This window comes from Flavobacterium sp. (genome assembly GCF_027484205.1).
In the GTDB taxonomy this organism is placed as follows: domain Bacteria; phylum Bacteroidota; class Bacteroidia; order Flavobacteriales; family Flavobacteriaceae; genus Flavobacterium.
On sequence record NZ_JAIXUB010000001.1, the window covers coordinates 256,345 to 276,985 of the forward strand.

Annotated in this window: 20 protein-coding genes; 10 read left to right on the forward strand and 10 right to left on the reverse strand. The window is 35.0% G+C overall.

The features are described from left to right. Nucleotides 1-22: 22 nt before the first annotated feature. Both Q0049_RS01145 and Q0049_RS01150 read left to right on the forward strand, forming a co-directional pair. The gene (locus Q0049_RS01145; protein ID WP_298115533.1) at nucleotides 23-631 is read left to right on the forward strand and encodes a hypothetical protein; all 609 of its coding nucleotides are present in this window, start codon (nucleotides 23-25) and stop codon (nucleotides 629-631) included. A 14-nt stretch (nucleotides 632-645) separates the two neighbouring features. Then, entirely contained in the window at nucleotides 646-1,377 is a 732-nt protein-coding gene (locus Q0049_RS01150) for a class I SAM-dependent methyltransferase (RefSeq protein WP_298115536.1), read from the forward strand. A gap of 6 nt (nucleotides 1,378-1,383) precedes the next feature. Here the strand turns inward: Q0049_RS01150 and Q0049_RS01155 are convergent, their stop codons facing one another. The 5 genes from Q0049_RS01155 to Q0049_RS16620 all read right to left on the reverse strand — a co-directional run bounded on the left by Q0049_RS01155 (nucleotide 1,384) and on the right by Q0049_RS16620 (nucleotide 7,360). Further along, complete coding sequence (locus Q0049_RS01155) at nucleotides 1,384-1,770, reverse strand: hypothetical protein (RefSeq protein WP_298115539.1); 387 nt, start codon at nucleotides 1,768-1,770, stop codon at nucleotides 1,384-1,386. Then, complete coding sequence (mobF, locus tag Q0049_RS01160; protein WP_298115542.1) at nucleotides 1,754-4,453, reverse strand: MobF family relaxase; 2,700 nt, start codon at nucleotides 4,451-4,453, stop codon at nucleotides 1,754-1,756. The genes Q0049_RS01155 and mobF overlap by 17 nt, the downstream gene beginning before the upstream one ends. A 185-nt stretch (nucleotides 4,454-4,638) precedes the next feature. Further along, the gene (locus tag Q0049_RS01165) at nucleotides 4,639-5,565 is read right to left on the reverse strand and encodes a hypothetical protein (RefSeq protein ID WP_298115544.1); all 927 of its coding nucleotides are present in this window, start codon (nucleotides 5,563-5,565) and stop codon (nucleotides 4,639-4,641) included. A gap of 12 nt (nucleotides 5,566-5,577) precedes the next feature. Beyond that, nucleotides 5,578-7,080 (reverse strand): TraM recognition domain-containing protein, encoded by a 1,503-nt coding sequence (locus tag Q0049_RS01170; RefSeq protein WP_298115546.1) that lies wholly within the window; start codon nucleotides 7,078-7,080, stop codon nucleotides 5,578-5,580. A 4-nt stretch (nucleotides 7,081-7,084) separates the two neighbouring features. Further along, entirely contained in the window at nucleotides 7,085-7,360 is a 276-nt protein-coding gene (locus Q0049_RS16620; protein WP_367178930.1) for a helix-turn-helix domain-containing protein, read from the reverse strand. Nucleotides 7,361-7,755: 395 nt separating this feature from the next. On the opposite strand from Q0049_RS16620, the gene Q0049_RS01175 reads away from it, so the two are divergent. Then, on the forward strand, nucleotides 7,756-8,238 hold the full coding sequence (locus Q0049_RS01175; RefSeq protein WP_298115549.1) for a hypothetical protein: 483 nt from the start codon (nucleotides 7,756-7,758) through the stop codon (nucleotides 8,236-8,238). A 101-nt stretch (nucleotides 8,239-8,339) separates the two neighbouring features. Here the strand turns inward: Q0049_RS01175 and Q0049_RS01180 are convergent, their stop codons facing one another. The 5 genes from Q0049_RS01180 to Q0049_RS01200 form a co-directional block, all read right to left on the reverse strand. Beyond that, nucleotides 8,340-9,041, reverse strand: a complete 702-nt coding sequence (locus Q0049_RS01180; RefSeq protein WP_298115550.1) for a hypothetical protein — start codon at nucleotides 9,039-9,041, stop codon at nucleotides 8,340-8,342. Nucleotides 9,042-9,110: 69 nt separating this feature from the next. Further along, a complete protein-coding gene (locus Q0049_RS01185) occupies nucleotides 9,111-9,644 on the reverse strand; it encodes a hypothetical protein (protein WP_298115552.1) in 534 nt (177 codons plus the stop codon). A gap of 107 nt (nucleotides 9,645-9,751) precedes the next feature. Beyond that, nucleotides 9,752-10,885, reverse strand: coding sequence for a chromate efflux transporter (gene chrA, locus Q0049_RS01190; protein ID WP_298115555.1), 1,134 nt, complete (start codon nucleotides 10,883-10,885; stop codon nucleotides 9,752-9,754). A gap of 70 nt (nucleotides 10,886-10,955) precedes the next feature. Beyond that, complete coding sequence (locus tag Q0049_RS01195) at nucleotides 10,956-12,230, reverse strand: site-specific integrase (protein WP_298115557.1); 1,275 nt, start codon at nucleotides 12,228-12,230, stop codon at nucleotides 10,956-10,958. Between the two features lie 567 nt (nucleotides 12,231-12,797). Then, a complete protein-coding gene (locus Q0049_RS01200) occupies nucleotides 12,798-13,145 on the reverse strand; it encodes a hypothetical protein (protein WP_298115559.1) in 348 nt (115 codons plus the stop codon). A 94-nt stretch (nucleotides 13,146-13,239) separates the two neighbouring features. Between Q0049_RS01200 and Q0049_RS01205 the strand changes: the two genes are divergently transcribed. From Q0049_RS01205 to Q0049_RS01235, 7 genes are all read left to right on the forward strand, one after another. Continuing rightward, nucleotides 13,240-13,434, forward strand: a complete 195-nt coding sequence (locus tag Q0049_RS01205; RefSeq protein WP_298115561.1) for a hypothetical protein — start codon at nucleotides 13,240-13,242, stop codon at nucleotides 13,432-13,434. A 498-nt stretch (nucleotides 13,435-13,932) separates the two neighbouring features. Further along, complete coding sequence (locus Q0049_RS01210) at nucleotides 13,933-14,397, forward strand: hypothetical protein (protein WP_298115563.1); 465 nt, start codon at nucleotides 13,933-13,935, stop codon at nucleotides 14,395-14,397. Nucleotides 14,398-14,754: 357 nt separating this feature from the next. Continuing rightward, nucleotides 14,755-15,474: a histidine kinase dimerization/phosphoacceptor domain -containing protein gene (locus Q0049_RS01215; RefSeq protein ID WP_298115565.1), complete on the forward strand. Its 720-nt coding sequence runs from the start codon at nucleotides 14,755-14,757 to the stop codon at nucleotides 15,472-15,474. Nucleotides 15,475-15,486: 12 nt separating this feature from the next. Continuing rightward, nucleotides 15,487-16,275, forward strand: coding sequence for a DNA-binding response regulator (locus Q0049_RS01220; RefSeq protein WP_298115569.1), 789 nt, complete (start codon nucleotides 15,487-15,489; stop codon nucleotides 16,273-16,275). Between the two features lie 111 nt (nucleotides 16,276-16,386). Continuing rightward, nucleotides 16,387-16,596, forward strand: a complete 210-nt coding sequence (locus Q0049_RS01225) for a hypothetical protein (protein WP_298115571.1) — start codon at nucleotides 16,387-16,389, stop codon at nucleotides 16,594-16,596. Nucleotides 16,597-16,688: 92 nt separating this feature from the next. Next, nucleotides 16,689-19,094 (forward strand): T9SS type A sorting domain-containing protein, encoded by a 2,406-nt coding sequence (locus tag Q0049_RS01230; protein ID WP_298115574.1) that lies wholly within the window; start codon nucleotides 16,689-16,691, stop codon nucleotides 19,092-19,094. 19 nt (nucleotides 19,095-19,113) lie between these two features. Next, nucleotides 19,114-20,424 (forward strand): OmpA family protein, encoded by a 1,311-nt coding sequence (locus tag Q0049_RS01235; protein WP_298115576.1) that lies wholly within the window; start codon nucleotides 19,114-19,116, stop codon nucleotides 20,422-20,424. Nucleotides 20,425-20,641: the final 217 nt, after the last annotated feature.

Genomic DNA, 20,641 nt, shown 5'->3' on the forward strand with positions numbered 1-20,641 from the left:
TAACATTAATTAATTTATTATAATGAGATTATATCCTAAAATAATTGCAGAACTTGCCACATTGTGCAGTTTTATAGGTTTCGTTTACACCTTTTATCCTGATTATAAAAATTATGGTGCTAAAGAATGGATAATTATCGGTATATTTATTATATCGTTTATCATTACCGTATCTATCACAATATACGACCATTTACATTCTAAGTCTAAATCATTTCCAATTGATAAAAAAGATAAAATAAAGAAGTATATGAACAATTGGATTAAGAACACTGGCAGAGTCGCTATCTTTACTAGAGATATGAGTTGGCTTGACGAAAAAAGCACAGCAATTCTTATTGAGAAAGCGGAAAAAAAAGAATTAATAATATGCCTACCAAAAGAAATTGATGCCATCAAAGCTTTTAAAGATGCTGGTGCGGAAATTGTAGTATATAATGTCAATTATGACCCAAAGGTAAGATTTACAATAACAAATTATGGGTTAGCAACAGCAAGAATTGCAGTTGGAAGAGGTAGTGCAGATGGAAAAAAACATATAATTGATGAGTATAAAATGGGTGAAAATTTTTGTGAGCTAGGGAATGATATTGTCAGTATTTTAAAGACTTTAAACCAAAATCCGTCATGAAGGGTAACAATAAAATGAAAAACAACGACGATATTGCGGCACAATGGGATCAAGTCGCTGAACAGAGATTTACCCAACTACAAAATCACAAAGATATAAGCATGGATAATATAATAATTCCTTTGCTTAATAAGATGATAACGCACAGCAATGTTGAAAACGTAATAGATTTTGGATGTGGCACAGGTTACATCACGAACAAAATTAAACCAAAACCATTACGATTTACTGGTATTGATATAAGTAGTAAGAGCATCAAAATTGCTCAGAACAATTTTAAAAATAATAAGTTTTTCGATTTTTTAGTATCATCCATTGAAGATTTTCCTGAATTGAAAAGAGCAAATTTCACTTTAGGAATTTGCAATATGACATTAATGGATGTTGGTAACTTAAATGAAGTAGTTTCATCAATGGCTAGAGTTCTAAAAAAGAAAAGCACACTAGCCATTACAATAACGCATCCCTATTTCTGGCCTTTTTATTGGGACTATGCGGAAAAGGATTGGTTTTCCTATGATAAAGAAATTGAAGTTAGTAACCAATTCAAAATTTCAAATGCCACCAGTGAGTTTGAAACCACTCATTACCATCGCCCTTTGGAGCTTTATATTAATTTACTAACTAAGAATGGTTTTCGAATTGAGCAAATATTTGAACCTATGCCGAATGAAAATATTTCTAAGATGTATTCAGCTTCATGGAAATTCCCTCGCTTTTTAGGAATAAAATGTATTAAGGATTAAACGTAATTAATTCTCTTTAATTTCAATTTCATAAATCATAGCACTATTTTCGTCCTTTATTCCCTTATATCTTTTTTCAACAGCCACAATCTGCCTTGGCACATGCGCCATAAGGCTTTCAAATAACCCCTCAAGGTTACGCCCCTTGAGCGTGATTTCGTGTGTTGTGTAAACAAGCTTAATCGTATTCGCCTCAGGCGAATATTCACCCGACACCAAATAAGCGTAATTCAAAAATAACCGCTTCCCATCCGCTTGCACAAAGCAAAGATTGCGGACATGACCTGTCGTAGAATAGTTCTCAATTTCTTGGGTATCATTAGGATTTGACGCATCAGTATTCTGACCGTCCTTGCCTCTGTTCAGTTTATCAAAATTACCTGTCAGGTTCATAATCTTTGATTGGGTTATGGTTTGTCTCCTGTTCTTTGTCCTGTCGTTGTCGGTCGGTCACAAAATCCCGATGGCTTTTGCCTTTACTAAGCAGTTCTATTGCCGATTGGCGTTCGCCAAGTTCGGCAACATGGTCGAATAGGCTCTCTTTATCATCCGTATATATTCGTGCTTTCTCCTTGCCTCTCGATACTGAGACGTAAAACTGTTTCGCATTCGTTGCCGGAAACGTCGCCGCAGGCTGATAAATGAAAACCTCATCAATGTTTTTCCCCTGTGAAGCGTAGGACGTTACTGTATGTGCATGGGATAAAAAGCCGAAATTATTATTCAATTCGTAAGTCGATTTACTGACCTCGTTTTTTAGGTCAATCTTTCCACTTTTTGATACTTTGGTAACGTCGAGCATCATGCCGTTATTCAACCGCTTGCCGTTTGCATCAAAGCTATTATCGGTAATCAGCACTTTGTCGCCTTTGGCGAGCTGTATTTCTTTTTCTTGGTAAAGGCTGTACCGATTGCTATTGGACATCGGCAAGGCTTTGCTTTCGCCTTTCTCATTCACAAGCTTTATTTGTTGGTCGGTTTTCTCAACCGTCCAAATACTACCCCGATTAAAGCCTGTTATATTCTGATTGAATTTAACAATCTGTCCGTTCTCGTAGTTCCGTGTATCGGCTTTCTCGGCTTCGGTCAGATTAATGTTTTTATACCTTGTGGCAGTAATCTCCTTTTTACCCATCAAACCCGCCTCTTTCATTTTTTGGCGAATTTCTTTTGTGGCTTCCTCGCCCTGGGCGTGGGTCGGAGAAATTACAATCGCGGATTTTCCTTTTTTCAAGGCATCCATATAGTCCTTTACCATTTGCTCGTTTGGCTTCATTGGGTCAACCGTGACAATCGCCCCCATATCATCCAGTTTGTCAAAAGCCTCTTTAACCTTTCCTTTGGAAAGGTCTTCGACCGCCGCCTTATAATCCTCATTCTGTTGGCGGTATATTTTACTGACCTCAGCCGTCTTAATGCCAGCAACGGTGTTGAGGATGCGCAAGGCATCGCCACGCACAACGCTTGCGTGCTGTCTTGTATCGCCGCCAAGAATAAGCTGTGCGTTTTGTTTGGTGGCGACTTCGAGCAAGTCGGTCATATCCTTTGTGCCAAGCAATCCCGCTTCATCGACCCAAAGAACCTGATTTTTGACCTTTTCCTGCATCTTGGTATCGGTCAGAAATTTGGCGACCGTTTCGGCATTGTCGAAACCTTCCTCTTTCAACACGCCACGGGAAGCTTGCGCCGTAGGCGCAACAACCGTCACGGTTTTACCTGCCTGTTCCATCTTGGCGACCGCTTCTTTCATTAGCGTGGTTTTACCCGTGCCTGCCGCCCCTCGGACGATGGAAACACGGTTTGAGGTCGTCAAAACGTGTTCGACCGCTTCCTTTTGTTGACCCTCAAGATTAAGCGCAGGAGCTTTCTCGTAAGTAGGAACAAGCTTGCCCTTACCTTGACGTGCCAAATCGACCATATGCTTTTCTTCGGTCAGCACTTCCTTAGTCGTACACATCGGGCGGAATTTCTCGGTAATATGTATCAAGCGTTGGTCTTGCTTGAATTGCTCTGAGATAGCCTCAACACTTGCGCCCGATGTACCAACCGCGTGGCGATACGCCGCTTCTAAAACGCGTCGGTCAGCCATGACCGACGCGCGCTCAAAACAATGCTCAATCGCATGGTCTATGCATTGCTCGGCGGTCAGCTCCAGTTTTTGATGGTCGGGCGCATGACGCACGATTTTACCGTCTTCCTCGGTTTTGCCGAGTTCGGCAATCTGGAAACGCCACTCGGTTTTAAGCTCATCCATACTATGACCTTTTTGCTTTTTGGAGCGGCTACGTGCGCCGAGTTCTGCCAGTTCCTTGGCTTCCGTCACGCCCTTTTCCTTGGCGATACGTCCGATTTCATCGGTACGCTTGGAAAATAGGTCAAGCACCTTTTGCGGTACGCCATCAATCTCGAAAGACTTGTCGGTCTTTCGGATGCCATAGCCAAGCTCGGTCAGTTTGTCGGATAAGGTTTTGTGAAACCGTGCCTGATAATAAGGCATATCCCGCTTGATATCCTTAAACTCACCCGCCTTGATGCGGTTTTCGGTATCGTCCCAAGTCGCATTGAAGACAAAGCAATGGCTATGCAAATGCGGGTCAGGCATACGACCCTCGACGGGTCTTGCCGTCTGGTGGGTAAAATGCGCCCAAGCAAGCTCGCTCGTACCTCGCTCGCTTTGCTGTCCGTCAAGCCTTACCCGAGTCTTCCCGTCAGCCTCGATGCATTGCATGGTCTCGGTGACGCTCTCCTGAAAGGCTTTCAGTATATGATCGTCTCCTGCCAAGACATGGAGGACGGAAACGGATTTCGGGCAATGAAAGTTGATGTCATAGCCGACCTTACGAACGTCTTTCGTTCGAGGTGTTAAGGATTCACCAGTTTGTGGATTCACGTTTTCACACAAGGCGAAAAACGTGTCTTTCATATCCTTGTCGAACAAGCCCAAGCGTTCAGACAAGCGTCCTTGCCAAAAGCCTTGAAGCTCTTGGTCACTGACGTAATAGTCGGACTTCATCAAGGCATCTGAAAAATATGCCTTGGCGTGTCCGGCAGACTGGCTTTGAATCATTCTAATCATATAAAAAGTGTATAATCATTTTACGGAAATAAGATTTATTTCGGCATCCGTATAAGACAAATAACGTTGCCTAAATTGTGGTTAAAAAAAAGCCGCCCCTAACACAGCTTGGCTGTGTGAAGAGCGGCATAGCAGTACATTAAAGAAAACCCATCAGACATCTCCCCTAAACACTGCTTAGGCTATTATTTTTGACCTGAAATATCGGTTACAGCCGTCCCGTCTGATGTGTTTTTTGGAGCGGTTGGAACGGTTGGACTTGACGCTTCTGTGACGATTTCTTCGGTCATAAAGGGCATGATTTTACGGCGCATCTCAGCACCATTTGGCTTGCTCCCTCGGAATTGAAAACCTTTCGTTTCGTCTGCATTGACATCATTAACAAAGGCATTTTCCAGTTCTTCATTGCAGATAATTTCGTCGATTTTATCCAAGATAAAGTTGTCACCGCCGATATAAGCGGAAATATAACTCATGGAATAGAAGAAGCTGCACACCATTAATAGCCATCCTAAAGTCTGGCCAATAAGGGCTAACAAAAGACCCGCGACGAAGAAAATTGCAGGCTCAAGATAACATTCGATAAATCGAATATTAGGCGAAAATTCACCAATTTTAAGATTGCGAATAATGGGATGTATAATACCGCTTGAAAGACTGAACCTTCCAAAATCAAACACAGAAGGAGCGCGTAGATTATCTCTGTAATGCTTGATACAGAAACCCAAAAAAGCAACCAAATAGAGATACCAAGTGATATAATCGGGCATGATGCCGTCTTGGGTTTCGGGTTCTATATTCTGCGCTTGTTCGACAACATTTCCGAAAGTTTCATCATAGGAGTAACTTTCAGTCGCCAATTCCGAACCGCTCCAACTGTCCGACATTTGCGAAATACCCATAGGTAAAGCCGCCAAGATAAGCGTTAGGATAATAGCCGTTGAAAGGCTGAAATATCTTTCTCCAAAGTCCTTACGTGTAAAAACCTCAATCAGCATACGCGGGTATGACACGAACATAGAGCAAAAAGAAAGAAATAATAATTTAATGGCATTGCCACGACCGAAAGTGTTTCGGTAATAAAGATTTTTTATTTTATTTTGATTTTCCATTTTATAAGTAATTTAATTGTTATTAATATTTGACATGAAATTTTGGTCGAAAGTGATTTTGATATGACTGCAATCGTCTTTAATCGGGTTTCCCTGAAGGTGCAGATAACCCTCGACCTTGGCATTATTTAAATCCCCGCCTGTCTTGAGGCGCACAAAATCTTCGGATCTAACGATACGGTCGATTTTGAGCGACTTGGTTCTGGATGCGGAAAACTGTCCGGCGGCGGTTGCCGTTCGGGAGGTTTCCTCGAAATATCCGTCACCGATCAGTTCAGACGCATAGCGGTTGGTTTCAACATCGGCATTGGCGTGAAAAATTTTTGTGCCGAGCGTACCGAGAAAGCTTTTGACCTTATAAGCGGATTTTGCACCGCCCATATTGGCAAGGTAATTCGGCAGGTTTTGCGAGATATAGACCGTTGCAATTCGGCTACTTCTTGCGGTGGCTTGATAGTCTGGGTCATGCTCATGAAGGAAGTTTTGCGCCTCGTCCGCCCATAGGAAAACAGGTAGACCATTCTTTGAAACATCCCGCTTTTCCATCGCTCTCTGCCAAATGTATTTAAACATGATTTGGCTATCAATGCCGACTTTGTGGTAAAGCTTGACGGGCAAATTGAGTAGGATGATTTTACCTTGCATACAATCATCGGGCGTAAAAGTCGAAGCATGACGGCAAAACAAGGAATAAATCGGGTCACGCAACAGACGAAACAAGAACCCTGAGAAAGAAAAGTCAATAATCGAGCGTGTTTTTTCGCTTAAGTTCATAAAGCTTTCGAGAAAAAACTGGTCAATGGCTTTTAATGTTCGTGCGTCAGGCAAGGCATTAAAAAGAGCTTCCTGATAGTCTGCATGGCTTAGTCGCTCGATAACATCCTCATTTAATTGTTCCCAAACTTCAATTTGATTTTTGACATTTTGTTGTGCAAGTTCGAAAGCACTTGTAAAGGCAAGATTTCTTTTGTCACCGCTTGTAAAACTATCCGCTTTGGGAATAGCCTGCACAATATCATACATCCTTTGTACGGAAACCTTGCCATAGGCAAGTTTGCAAAGGTCAATCACATTAAAAATCAGCATATCGAGAGCGGTTTCCCAAAAAGGGTCGTCAGCCCCGCCGCCTGATTTTTCCTGTGAAGCGCGAATTACCGTTTTAAGAACTTGGACAATGTTTTCGGTCATTCCTTCCCCTTTGCTCTCATAATCGAGGAAGTCGAAATAATGCTCTTGTCCAGGTTCTACGATAATCAAATCGTCCGTTCTGCCTGTGAGTTTGCAGTATTCTTGCCAAAGGGCTTTTTCATCTGGTTTAACGGTCAATACAAGCCCACCAAACCCAGCCGACAAGTATTGAAGAGCAATCATCCGACCTGAGCCAGAGGTCTTGCCTGAGCCGATACCGCCGAAGATTTGAACACCCTCGACCGCATTTCTAATCGTCCAACAACGCATAGGTTGTTCCTGTCCGCTTAAATTAATAAGCGGATAATTAAGATTGATTTTATCCATCTAGTTATTTGAGATTAAAAGTATTGTGAGCGTATTTGTCTAAGTAGGCTTCGATTGAAGCACGGTCGTAGAGAATGACCTTCTTTTGCGGTTGGGAAAATCTGATTTTTCCTTCGTCACGCAAGTTTTGGAGTGTGGTTTTAGACTTAACATTCAGGAGACGCATGGCTTCTTTTTGCGAAACCCATTTGTCGTCATGTCTGTTTTTCTTATCAAGATATGTAGTGACCTCATTCAAGAGGGCATAAAAAGCCTCGTCTTCGAGACAGATTATTTGCATAGGCAATGAATTACTTAATACTCAGTGAAAGGATTTTGAAACACCTGAATCCCAAAAAGGTTTACTTAAATGACGAAGTCCATTAATGAACTCACAACTGAAAATTACATAGCTTTAATGTTTACTTGTTTTCTGAGATCAAAATTAATAGATGGATAAATACACATTTGATTTTATCAACCAATAACGCGAATAATCGATAAAGAGTAAAAATGTTGTTTATTTTCAAAGGGAAACAAACTTAGCTAGCTGACATAACACCAAAAAACTTGAATAAAGGTGTATTACTTCCTTATTTTTTAATTGACATAATTCAAGATTTGCGTATCATGTATTATAGAAATAATGATGCAATATTACTGCAAATTTTGCCTGTTGAATTAAGGAGAATTTAAATGTCAAAACAAACGAAAATAGAACTGAACAATGAAGAAAGCAATTTAGAGACAACAATCTATTCGGCTTTCTATGATGAATATAAAGCCAAAATCATTGCTAACCAAAGTAAACCAGCAATTAAAATTCATCAAATTACAGAGAAACTTGAGCAGATGGGCAATAAGAAAATTGCCGCATTACTAGTTGGCGGACTTATCGCTTTGCCTTTTTTTCCAGTCGCTATAGCTTCAGCAGCATGTGCGGTTATGTGCTTTGGAACAGCTGCTATGGTATTAGATGAGTATACATCTATAAAAGCACACATAAAAATGAAAGAAGAAAAAGACCAACTACCAAAGCGATACATTGATGAAATCCTTCCGCAACAAGCAAAACTTGCCGCAGGATTATCTGCCAAGTTTGGGAATGTTAGTAATGATGACACAAAATCGAAGCCCATTAGTTTTGTTCCTCAAACTAATGTTTATAACGGTCCATGATTAGAGAATGTCAAACATTCAGCGTTTTAAGCTGATGAAAAAAAAATGATGGCAATAAAAAGGGGTTTTATTGTGAACCCCTTTTTTATCATACATAAAAATTATACTCTTAATATAAGTCCAAAATAGTCACCTGCCATCTTTTGCCAATTGAAAGAATAATCGCCTTCAAGAACCATATCAGGATAGTTGGGGTTATTTGTCCGATATGAAAGAACTGTATTAGCTTTATAAGTCTTGCCATGCCCTAAATCAAAATCCTTTGTATTATCACTATACTTTTGTTTTGTAACATAGTGGTCATGGTCAGTTATGAGAATAAAGTAACACATTTCGACCCCCTGCCTTTTATATGCTTCCAGTTTTAGAATGTCTTTATAGGCATCATATCGATTATTAGGCTCTCGATTATTTTCTTTCTTAAAAAATTTTATCTCAATCGCAACCTTTGTCAGTTTGGAATTGAAAAGGTAGTTAATAAAAAGGTCTATCCGACCCTTATTAGATTTGTTCCTTGAATAATCTTCCTCAAATAGAAAACCACTTTCAAATTCAAGATGAAACTGGTCTTCAACTCGGAACTCGTAGAGTTGCCCTAGTGCTTTTAAAATTGAGCCAAATTCAAATTGAAATGAAAATTCATTTTCTGCTTTGATACCACCAAATCCAAGTTTATTGGAAAAAATTGTAAAAGCCTGATCAATGAGTAAATTAAGGATATATTCGCCCGTCCTGTTTTCTCTCAAGTCAACAAGTTCAATCGCTTCCTTATATTGTCTTTCAATTTCTTCGTTTGACGGCATGGTTTTAAAATTAAGTGGTGCTAAAAATACACATAAAAAAAAGAAGCTCCAAAGAGCTTCTTTTAATCATTAACCTTTTAATCTTTTAATCAATAAGTCCGCGAAACTATCTGCATTTTCATCAATCTGTTTATCAATGACGCTTCCGCTTGCATGTGGATTTTCAACAACCAATCTTTCATCCCAATTTAAAGCAGAAATTTGAGCATTTAAACCCGGGTTAATAGCGATTGAATTGGTAAAGAAAACACCGATAACATTGTAAAACCTTTCTTTTCCATTTCTCAAAATATCCTCAACATCTTGTCTGTTTAAATGTGATGAAATCACGGCAATGTCAGTCGGGTTAAAATGATTGTCTGCAAAATAATTATCTACTGTACCACCGTAATCATCCGCTTTTTCTTGATAGCTTCTATTAGCATAAGAAATTCTCAATTCCTTATCATCAAGCAAATCCGGCTTAACACTATAAGCATTGTTGCACTCTAACTTTGTATAAGTTATTCCGTGAAGTTTTTCGATTAATCGTTTTTGAAATGTCGTTTTACCCGTCTTATCATTTCCAATAAGTACGAAGAGTAGTTTTTTTGTTATAGGCATAATTTAGTTTTTTGTTGTGTTTAAAAAATTTAGTAATCAATTAACTAGACCACAACATTTATGCCTACAAACAAGAAATGACAATTTGGCAGAGCGTTCTCTAAAAATTATATCAGACTTAATGAATAGCCTAAAACCGCCCCGCCCAAGACAATAAAAGCGGTATTTATATTTTTAAATTTAAACGTTATAAAAATACTTGCAATGGCTATTAATATTGTTCTCCAATCAGCGATGGAGTCTTTTGCCATTAAATAGCAAACAACAATAATGATTGCGACAGAAGCGACATTTACAGCATCGAGAAAAGCTGACATTAATTTTGAGCTTCGCATTTTCTTAACTATAGGTTTTAGAAGTGCAACTAAAGCGAAAGAAGGCAGAAAAATACCTATTGTAGAAATGATAGCTCCCGAAAGACCATTAATTTGATATCCTACAAAGGTCACAGAAGAAAAAACGGGTCCGGGTGTGAACTGCCCTACAGCAATAGCATCAATTAATTGGTGTCTCGTCAAAAGACCTGTAGCCACTAACTCTGTATCAAGAAAAGCAAATAAGACGTAGCCACTCCCGTAGAGTATTGCGCCAATTTTTAAAAATATAAGAAATAATTTATAGTTTAGGTTTGCATCCGTTGAAATAAACCAACTTTCAAATAGAGCCAATGGATAAAAACCATTTAGCCTTGTAAAATTTCCATTTCGGAAACCTGCTAGAAACAAGGAAAAAAATCCCGCTCCAAACATGAGAAATATTTCATTGATGCCAAATAATGCCAAAAAAAGAACAACTATACCAATAATAGCTAACTCGGTATTTTTAATTGATTTACGGGCAAGCGGAAAAATAGCTGCAAGAATGACTGCAATTATTGCTGGTTTAATCCCGTAAACAAATGCCTGTAATTCTGGAAGCTGACCATACTCTTTATAAAGCCAAGCAAAAAATCCTGTGATAAATACTGATGGCAGGATAAAGCAAAGCCCCGCAACAATAAGCCCTTTCCATCCTGCACGCTCTTGACCGATATGAATCGCTAATTCGGTACTATTTGGTCCAGGAATAAGATTTACAGCCCCTACGAGGTCGAGAAAATGCTCCTCGCTTACCCACGCTCTTTTATGCACAACCTCTCTTTGCATCATAGCAATATGTGCGGCAGGACCGCCAAAAGCGGTAAAGCCAAGCTTTAAGAATAACTTTGCAACCTCTTTTACTTCTGATTTATTTTCTATCATCTATAAACAATCTAAAACACCACTATTATATTTATTCTACTTACTTTTTGCACAACACCAAATCAAATCTTTAAACGCCAAGAACAGCATCCAACGCCTCGTCCGCATCCTTATATATAAAATTAGCCTGATATCCGATAGTCGTCTTGATATCACTATGTCTATATAGCTTTTGAAGCATTTGGATTGGAATTTTATCGCCTGCCAAAGTCGCAAAAGTATGTCTTGAAATATGCATCGTTACTTTACTTTCAATCTCGGCGGCAGGAAGTACAAATTTATTCAATGTCTTATTATAACGATTTACAGCTTGGGCAATCTTCCTTTTAACCTCAAATTCGTCATTCAAGTCTGCTAAGATTTTTAGGTCTGGAAAAATAAGGTCGTTTTTATTCTCTTTATCGCTTAAGTATTTATTTAAAATAGCAAAAGCTTTCTCAGGTGTTTTTAAAGACCCCGCTTTGTTGTTCTTACCCATCGTGTAATGCAATCGCATTTCCTTGAAATCCGACCAACGCAAGCGCAAGACATCCGAAACCCGCATCCCTGCAAAGTAATAGGAGACAAGCCATATATTCCTTGCATGGTCGTGGCTAAATATAGGTAAGTCCACCGTTTCAAGTTTTATAACATCATCGGGACTAATACCAACCTTTGTGCTGTCCGGAAACTCGATTGAGGTTTTACCCTTTCCAAATGGGTAGTGCTTTTCTTCCGTCACACCGTCCCTGATGGCTTGACTAAAAACAGAGCGTATCATGACCAAGTAGTTTGCAATAGTGCGGTCACTACTTTTACGCTTGGAAGCTAATTCCACTTTAAACCTAGCTAAAAGCCCCATCGTAATATCAGAAAAGGCAATATCGCTCAGACCCGTTTCTGCGACATCTTTTTTACCTGTTGGTTTGTCAGCTTTCGTAATATCTCTACCACTAATAAATAATTGAAATATTTTGACACGGGATTTTTCAGCGATAAAACAATTATAATTTCCCGTTTTCTCCAAGTTCTTTAAATAGATATGCGCCTGTGCAAAAAAAGTCGCCCCGCCTTTAGGCTTAATTTTTTGCTTAATTGCCCGTGTGGAAACCTCATTTTTTTGCGTTTCGGATTCAAGAGCCTTGTCGCTCGCTTCCGCTTTCTTAGCAAGTATGAAGTTATTAAGCCTTTTAGAATTAGGGTGCGAGGACTTTACACGTTGTTCGTCGTCAATCCATTCATTCTCATGTAAATGATACCCAAGATGGATAAATGATGTTTTTCTGTCTTTTGTTATGCGTAGCGCAAGCGGGTAAGTTCCATCTTTATTGACCTTTTTACGTAACACGACTTTTACTGTTGCCATGGCTAAAATGTTTAAAATTAGTACCTTTGTAATACAAAGATAATAAAAATTGGTACAACATAGGTACAACAAATGACGTTTTTTTATGGTTTTTTATGAATTATCTTTTTTAATAAACCCAGTAAAATAAGGGATTTTGATATATATTGAACCATATAAAACCAAAAAATAAGGATTCATAACCCTGAGGTCACGGGTTCAACTCCCGTCCTCGCTACTTAAAAAATATTATATTTTACTCGGGATTGAAAAACTTCAATCCCGATTTTTTTTTATGTCTAATCTATTGAAAATTTGCTTATTTACTTTGACTTTGTATATATAAATCAAGGATATAAAGTTAAAAATTCATATTAAATAAATGAATTTTAATATACTACTTAAACTTTGTTGTGATTTAGAAATTGGTTTTAAAGAAATCTTGTAAGGAATTACAATACAAATTGAAGATTGCTTTCAAAAAAAAACTTATTTAAGTATAAGCTTTAAAATTTAAAAAATAAGAAATTTATAAACGTAACTAAATTTTTAATTAGCGAAACACAAAATTAATAAAACGAAAAAATACTACTTTTTTAATTCATCAATCTCATTTTTCAACCTTTCAATTTCTTTTCTCTGCAATTCTATTAATTCTTGTAAATTTTTAGTTTGTTGAATATTTTCTTCTCGCATTACATTTTCATTGGTCATTTCACCCTTTCCTGTCAACATCCATTCACTTGAGATACCAAAAAGTTCACAAAAAACAGCTACCAAGTCAACACCAACATTCATTCGTTTATTCAGTATTTCTGAAAATTTACTAGGACTAATTTTCAATTCTGATGCAATTCTTGACTTATTATAAACCTCTTTCGTTGAGATAACATACTCTATAGATTGAATAAACCGTTGATTAATATCTTTCTTCATAAAAAAATTGTTAATAAGTAAATTTGAAAAAACCAAAAAAACATTCAGAATTTCTGTATTTTTAAAGTCTCTTACAAAGGGACAAAACATAAAAATGAATAAAAATAATACAAATAGGAATAAATACAATGACTTAGTAGTGAAAAAATTAGCAGAAAAATACAAAATATCAACATCTTATGTTAGAAAATCTCTTAAAGGTGATCGTACAGGTATTTTCCCCGATTTGATTATAAAAGAATACAAAGAATTGAATAAAATTATTGATGACACTTTAAATAATTTTTAAAAAAATATTTAAACCAAAAAAACATATGTAAAAGTGATTCTCTTTTTTTCAAATATTAATCATGAAATAGAAAAAGAAAAAATTATATACAAAAAACACAATGCCATTTTAGATATATATAATTCACTAATTTCTATAAACTGTTTGGTTTTATTATTAATCCAAATAGTACTTTATGAAGATAGAAAAATACTTTTTATATTTTGGTTGTTTACAATAATATCAATATTGATTTGTCTATTTATTAAAAAGCATTCCATAAAATTCCATTCAGCATACATTATTCTGATATCTTTCGCTCTTTTTATTATATGCTTCCTCACTCCATTGAGCAAAGGATATATAATGTTTTATGTGATATTGATTTTATTCATACCCTTTATAATTAATCCAATATATAATTTCAAAAAAAATTTATTCATTTATTTCATACTTCTGTTTGAAATATTGTTTTTAATAATTCATTATTATAGTGGTTTTGAATCTATAAACAAATCCATGGATTTTCTGAACTCAAACTTTGGATTTAACCTTTCTTTAATTAGTCTTGACTTAATAGTTTACAAAATTTTATGCTCTAAAAAAGAGCAACTATACCTAAAAATTATTGAGATAAGTAATTCAAAAACAACTCCACAAAATTCAAAATCAAATTCAAAAAGCAATATTTCCAATTTAATAGAATTAAAAAAAATTGCAGAGACCTCTCCAAATCTCTTTTACATAGAATTTCTTTTAGTTTTTCCAAACTTTGTTAATGAGATTAATAAACTAAACAAATCTATTAATAGCAATGAAATTTTAGTTTGTGCTTACATCAAGTTAAATTATTCCACAAAAGAAATTGCTCGATATACAAAATCATCTGTTAGGGCAATTGAATCTAAAAAATTCAGAATAAGAAAAAAATTAAAACTAACTTCAAATGATAATTTGAATGATTTTTTAATTCATTTAGAGTAGTAACCATTATCCCTGTAGAATTAATTCTACTCATTTCTACACTTTTCATACATTTTTTTTTTGCTCAAACCACTGACTACAGAAGTACTTAACTAAAAGCACTAGGTTTTTTGCGCAAAAATGAGTAGTTACTTAACTATTGAATATCAAATACATAAACATATTTTTATACTGTTTAAAAGTAACTACAGAAAATTTAAAACCGAAAAAAAATACCAACTATAAAATTAGGTAACATTCGACAATTGGAAAAAAAAATCAATAATCCATTTTTTTAATAAATTTTTAAACAATGGCTTCTTAATAATAAATCGAATTTTACAATGATTCAGAATTTCTTGATTAAAAATAGTATTTATGGTACAGATTACAATATTCATATTAGTGGTGCTTCTCATAATAGCTTTAGCGCTTACCATAATTACTTTTATTAAAAATAAAAGAATAATCCTTGAAAATCAAATAATAAAGATAGATTCTTATGACAAAGAACAAGCCATTAAAGAAGCAAATCATAGGGTTAAAAATAATTTGCAACTCATAAATAGTTTGCTGAGTTACCAGGCGAGGGAATATAAAAATCAAGATGTGGATAGCTTTTTACTGAAAGGACAAAAAAGAATTAATTCAATTATTCTTCTCCATGAAAATTTTGACATCAACACGAACAATAATAAGGTTAATTTAAAAAAATATATTGAAGACCTTTTTGACTTTTTTACAGATTTGTTTGAAATTGAAAAAAAATCAATCCAATTTCATCTAAATACAAACGATATACAAATTGATATAGAAACAGCATTACCATTAGGTATAGTATTAAATGAATTAATCTGTAATTCACTTATTCATGCTTTCCCAAACCAAAATTCAGAAAATAAAATTAAAATTGATTTATTGAGAGCAGATAAAAAAAAATACCATTTAATATATAAAGACAACGGATGTGGTTTTTTATACAAAACAAATAAAGGGTTAGGACTAAAAATCATTGACATCTTTTTAACTCAAATTGATGCGTTTTATACAATAGATTCTTCAAAAGGCACAACTGTTACAATAGTTTTTAAGACTTAAATATTATTTCTTATGGAAAAGAAAAACATAATAATAATAGAAGATGAGTTTATAATAGCACAAGAAATTAAACACATTCTTGACGATGTAGGAGACTATAATGTCTTTGCAAACATTAATACTTACGAAAAAGCGATTGAAGCTATAGAAAACTTAAATCCACATTTAGTGCTTATAGATATTAAAATTAAAAGTATAAAAAGTGGAATCGATGTAGGTACCTATCTTCAAAATAAAGATGAAATACCATTTATCTATATTACTTCATTTTCAGACTCTTTAACTCTTGAAAAAGTAAAGAGCACAAGACCTTATGGATTCATTATTAAACCCTTCAAGGACAGAGATATTGTTTCTACTGTATTTCTGACACTTAGTAACTATTCTCATAAAAATCTTGACAACTTAAAAAACAACAATGATATTGTCGAAGAAGTTCCTTTAGCTATAAGAAATGTTATTAGCTACATAAATGATAATATATATGAGAGAATTGATATTGAAGAATTAGCAAAACTAACTCGTTGGAAAAAACACCACTTTCTAAGAATTTTTGCTAAAGAAGTTGGTGTGACTCCATATCAATATATTCTAAAGAGAAAAATAGATATAGCTAAATCACTTATAAAAGAGACAGAACAACCAATTAATGAAATTGCATACGACTTAGGCTTCATTAACTATGGAAACTTCAGTCAAATATTCAAAAAATTTATCAAACAATCTCCTGAAAGCTATAAAAAAGTTATACAACTTCAAAAGAAAGCAAAGTCAGAATTCCCTAAAAAAGAATACTACTAAAATAACCTGTTAATAAAAAAAAGCAATTAATCATGTTGAAAGTAAATTTAAAGACACCTTGTGCTTTTGCTTCAAAATACATTTGTACCGTATAACATAAAAACAGAAGTTATGAGAAAAAACAAAAAGTACATACAATTTATTATTGTAATGGCACTTTTGCTAGGTTCTACTTTGAGCACATACGCTCAAGATGATGACGGTCCAGTTACACCTCCTGATGCAGCACCAATTAATGATTGGTTGACTTATGCGTTTTTTGTAGGTGTTTCAGTTGGTGCAATTGTTTTTTTAAAAAGGAAAAAGACAATAAGTAATTAATGTTGATTAAAATCTTTTGCGAAACTTTATTATAAAGATTATTACAACTAAAATTAATAGAAAATAAATACTAACTTTAAAATTAACAAATTTTGAAAACAATTACATTTAATTCAAAAAACAAATTAATTGTTCCTAAAAATGTGAGTTTGCTCTTCATGTTAATGTTAAGTTTTATTGGTAATGCCCAAGTGCAAAACAATGGAAACCTACACATTGCAAACGAAGGACAAATGTATGTTCAAACCAGTAGTTACAATTTTGGAGCATCACCTGCTACAACTTCTACTACAAGAACAACCTCAACTTATGGAAAATTAATTTTTGCATCAGGAGTAACTCATTCAAGTGCTTCTGATTCACACTTTACAGACGGTTACGTTAGAACGCTAAGTACATCGCAATTCATTTTCCCAATTGGACAATCAGGAGTTTATGCTCCAGCTGCAGTTATTGCAACAGCTGCTACAGGTGTTGATGCAGCATATTACAGAGCAAATCCTTCAACGATAGGAACTGCAATTGATGGTTCGATTACTTCAATATCTTCAATTGAATATTGGGATATTAAAAGTGCCTCTGCAAACGGGAAAATTTCTCTAACTTGGAGAACTTCAAGTAATGTAACTACCCTTACAAGTTCCGATTTATCAAAATTGGTTATTGCTGGATGGGATGGATCTAAATGGGTTCAAATTCCATCAATTTTAGATACAACTTCAATTCTTTCAACTACAAGCTCACTATCAGAAGGCTCCATTACATCAACTTATGATGTAGTCCTTTCAAATTATAGTGCTTACACATTAGGAACTAAAGGTGATTGTAGTCCTTTTATTGCATCGTCAGGAATAACTAAAACTTGGAATGGCACTTGGTCGCCATCAGCACCAACTATAGTTGACCCTGTTGTTATTAATGCTCCATACAGTGGTAGTCTATCGTGTAACTCATTGACTCTAAACGCAGACATTACACTTGCAAATAATGAATTCGTAGACATTCAAAATGGCGTTACTGGAACAGGAAAAATTATCATGTCTAGTCAAGCAAGTATAGTTCAAAGAACCTCTGGAAGTGCTCCAAATATTGAGTTAACAAAACAAACTAGAGATTTAAGAAGATTTGACTATGTTTATTGGGGTTCTCCAATTGCACCAGCTTTAACAAATACTAATGCAGACTTTTTTGCACAATTAGCGTCTGCTAGACCTACAACAATACCTAGCGGAACTATTGGTGCATTTGACCTAAAATATACTTGGCAAGCAGGACCTACTTACGGATGGCAAACACTTTTAGCAATGCCCAATCCAGGAACAGGATTCATCATGAGGGTTAAACCAATAGCTCCTTATACAAACGATACAAATGCTGACAAAATCAATCTTAAATTTGCTGGTGTAGCTAATAACGGAGATTATACAGTTACTGTAAATCAAAACCCTGCATTCCCTAACGGCAAAAGCAGTCACAACATTTTAGCAAACCCATACCCATCAGCAATTGATGGAGATATGTTTCTTAGACAAAACTCCAATCTCGATGGCGTAATATATATTTGGCAACAAGCAACACAGCCAGGATCTTCATTATCAACAACATATTCGCAAGCAGACTTTCTTGTTTATACTCGTGCAGGATTTGTTACTCCTTCAACAGTTGGAGGAACTTTCGATGGTAAAATTGCTTCAGGACAAGGATTCCAGGTAAAAGCATTAAGTACTGGACCAGTAACTTTTACAAACTGTATGCGTTTAACTGGAAATAATAATAGCTTCTTTAGAACTAGTACTGATTATACAAATGTAGAGAGTCCTTTAGATAGATTCAAACTTACAATGACTGGATCTAACGATGTATATAGCCAAATATTAATTGCCTACACACCTGATGCAACCCTTGATTACGATAGAATGTATGATGCAGGTAGAAATTCTTCAAGCACGGCGCAACTGTACAGTATACTTGAAGCTGATGGAAGAAGACTTGCTATTAATGCAAGACCTGAATTTGTTGCAACGGACATAGTTCCCCTTGGTATTTATAAAAACAATACTAATAGCGAAATTTTTACAATAAACATTGAGCAAAAAGAAGGTATTTTCAACAATGGTCAAAACGTTTATCTGCACGATAAAACTTTAAATATTTATCACGATTTCAATAATGGAAATTATAGTTTTACATCTAATACAACTGATTTAAACGAGAGATTTGATATTGTTTATGAAACTTCAACACTAAATAATCCTGACTTTAATAATTATAATGCAATTGCAACAATTAATAATGGAACTCTAACTATTAAAGCTAACAAAGAAATGGAAACTATTGATATTTATGATATCGCTGGTAAACACGTTCGTTCATTTGAAGCTGAAAATAGTACTGATTTCACATCTACTTTTATTCAAGCAGAAGGATTTTACATAGCTAAAATAAAATTAACAACAGGTGAAATAGTTACTCAAAAATTGATTAATAGTACTAAGTAATTGCCAAAATTATACATAAATGAAAAAAATATTTTATATACTGCTTCTATCACAACCTTTCACTACTGTTTTTGCCCAAACAGAAGATGATACAACTTCTAAAGAAAAGAAACCCTTTAATAGTTGGTCTATAGAAGTTAATGTAGGTCAAAACAAAGCTGTAAGACCTTTTACACCAGGTTACTATTCTTCTGATCCGTCTAAATACTTCAATTTTAGTGATGTAAATCATATTGATTTAGGTGTGCGTTACATGTTTAGCAATAAATTTGGTTTAAAATTCGACCTAGCATCAGATGAAGTCGCAAATCAATCAGGTAGTGGTTCATTACCATTCGAGGTAAAGCAATACAGAATTGCACTTCAAGGTGTAGCGAATTTAGGTAGAATTATGGCATTCGAAACGTTTACTAATCGTTTCAATCTTCTAGGACATGCTGGTATTCAGGTATCTCAACTTACACCTCAAATGGGAGTAAACAAAGATGTCACTGAAGATAACGGCGGAATCATTGTAGGATTAACACCACAACTAAGAATTAATAAATGGTTAGTCGTTACAGGTGACTTTAGTGTATTAAGCAATGTGCGTCAACATTTTAATTGGGACGGTTCTTACTCAGCAGAAGATAACAACCTTTCAGGAATGTTATACAATACATCACTTGGTCTTACAGTTTATCTTGGTAAAAAAGAAAAACATGCTGATTGGTATCTTGAAAAAGACATGCTAAAAGAAATAAAAAGTGAAGACAAAGAAGCCAGAAGACGTCTAGATGATATTGAAACCATGCTTTCAGATGTTGATAAAGACGGAGTCCCTGATTATTTAGATAGTCAAAACAATACTCCTGCTGGATTGAAAGTAGATACTAAAGGACGTTTTATTGATAACAATAGAAATGGTGTGGCAGACGAACTTGAAAGAACTCCTAATGATGGAAAAGACGGAATTAATACAACCTCTACAACAAAAGACGATGCAATCAAGTCACTAATTGAAAAAGGTTTTGTAAATATTTTTTATAATGTAAATCAAGATACACCTAATAGTGGCTCAACTAATAACATATATTATATTATTGAATTTTTACGTAAATATCCAGAAACAAAAGTAAAACTTGTTGGTTATGCTGATGTTAGAGGTGGTGAAAAAACAAATAAAGATTTGTCTAACCGTAGAGCTCAAAAACTTTTCAATATAATTACAGCAAGCGGTATAGATGCATCTAGATTGTCATTTTCCGCTGGTGGTGTAGATAAGTCATATACTGGAGATAGTAAAATTAGCCTTGATTTAGCTAGAAGAGTTGCAGTTATTCTTGAATAATTGTTAGAAATTCTATAACTAAGTTTAAAACAACATTTTGATTATGAAAAGAGCTGTCTAAAAAGGCAGCTCTTTTTTTTTTACTGAAATTTTTTTTTAGAAATTGAATTTGTCTTTTAAAATATATAAAATAGTATTGAGAAACGTAATTATTATTGAGAAAAAAAATATTGCAAAGCTTGGCTAAGGAATTATTTTTCTGAATAATTTTAACAAA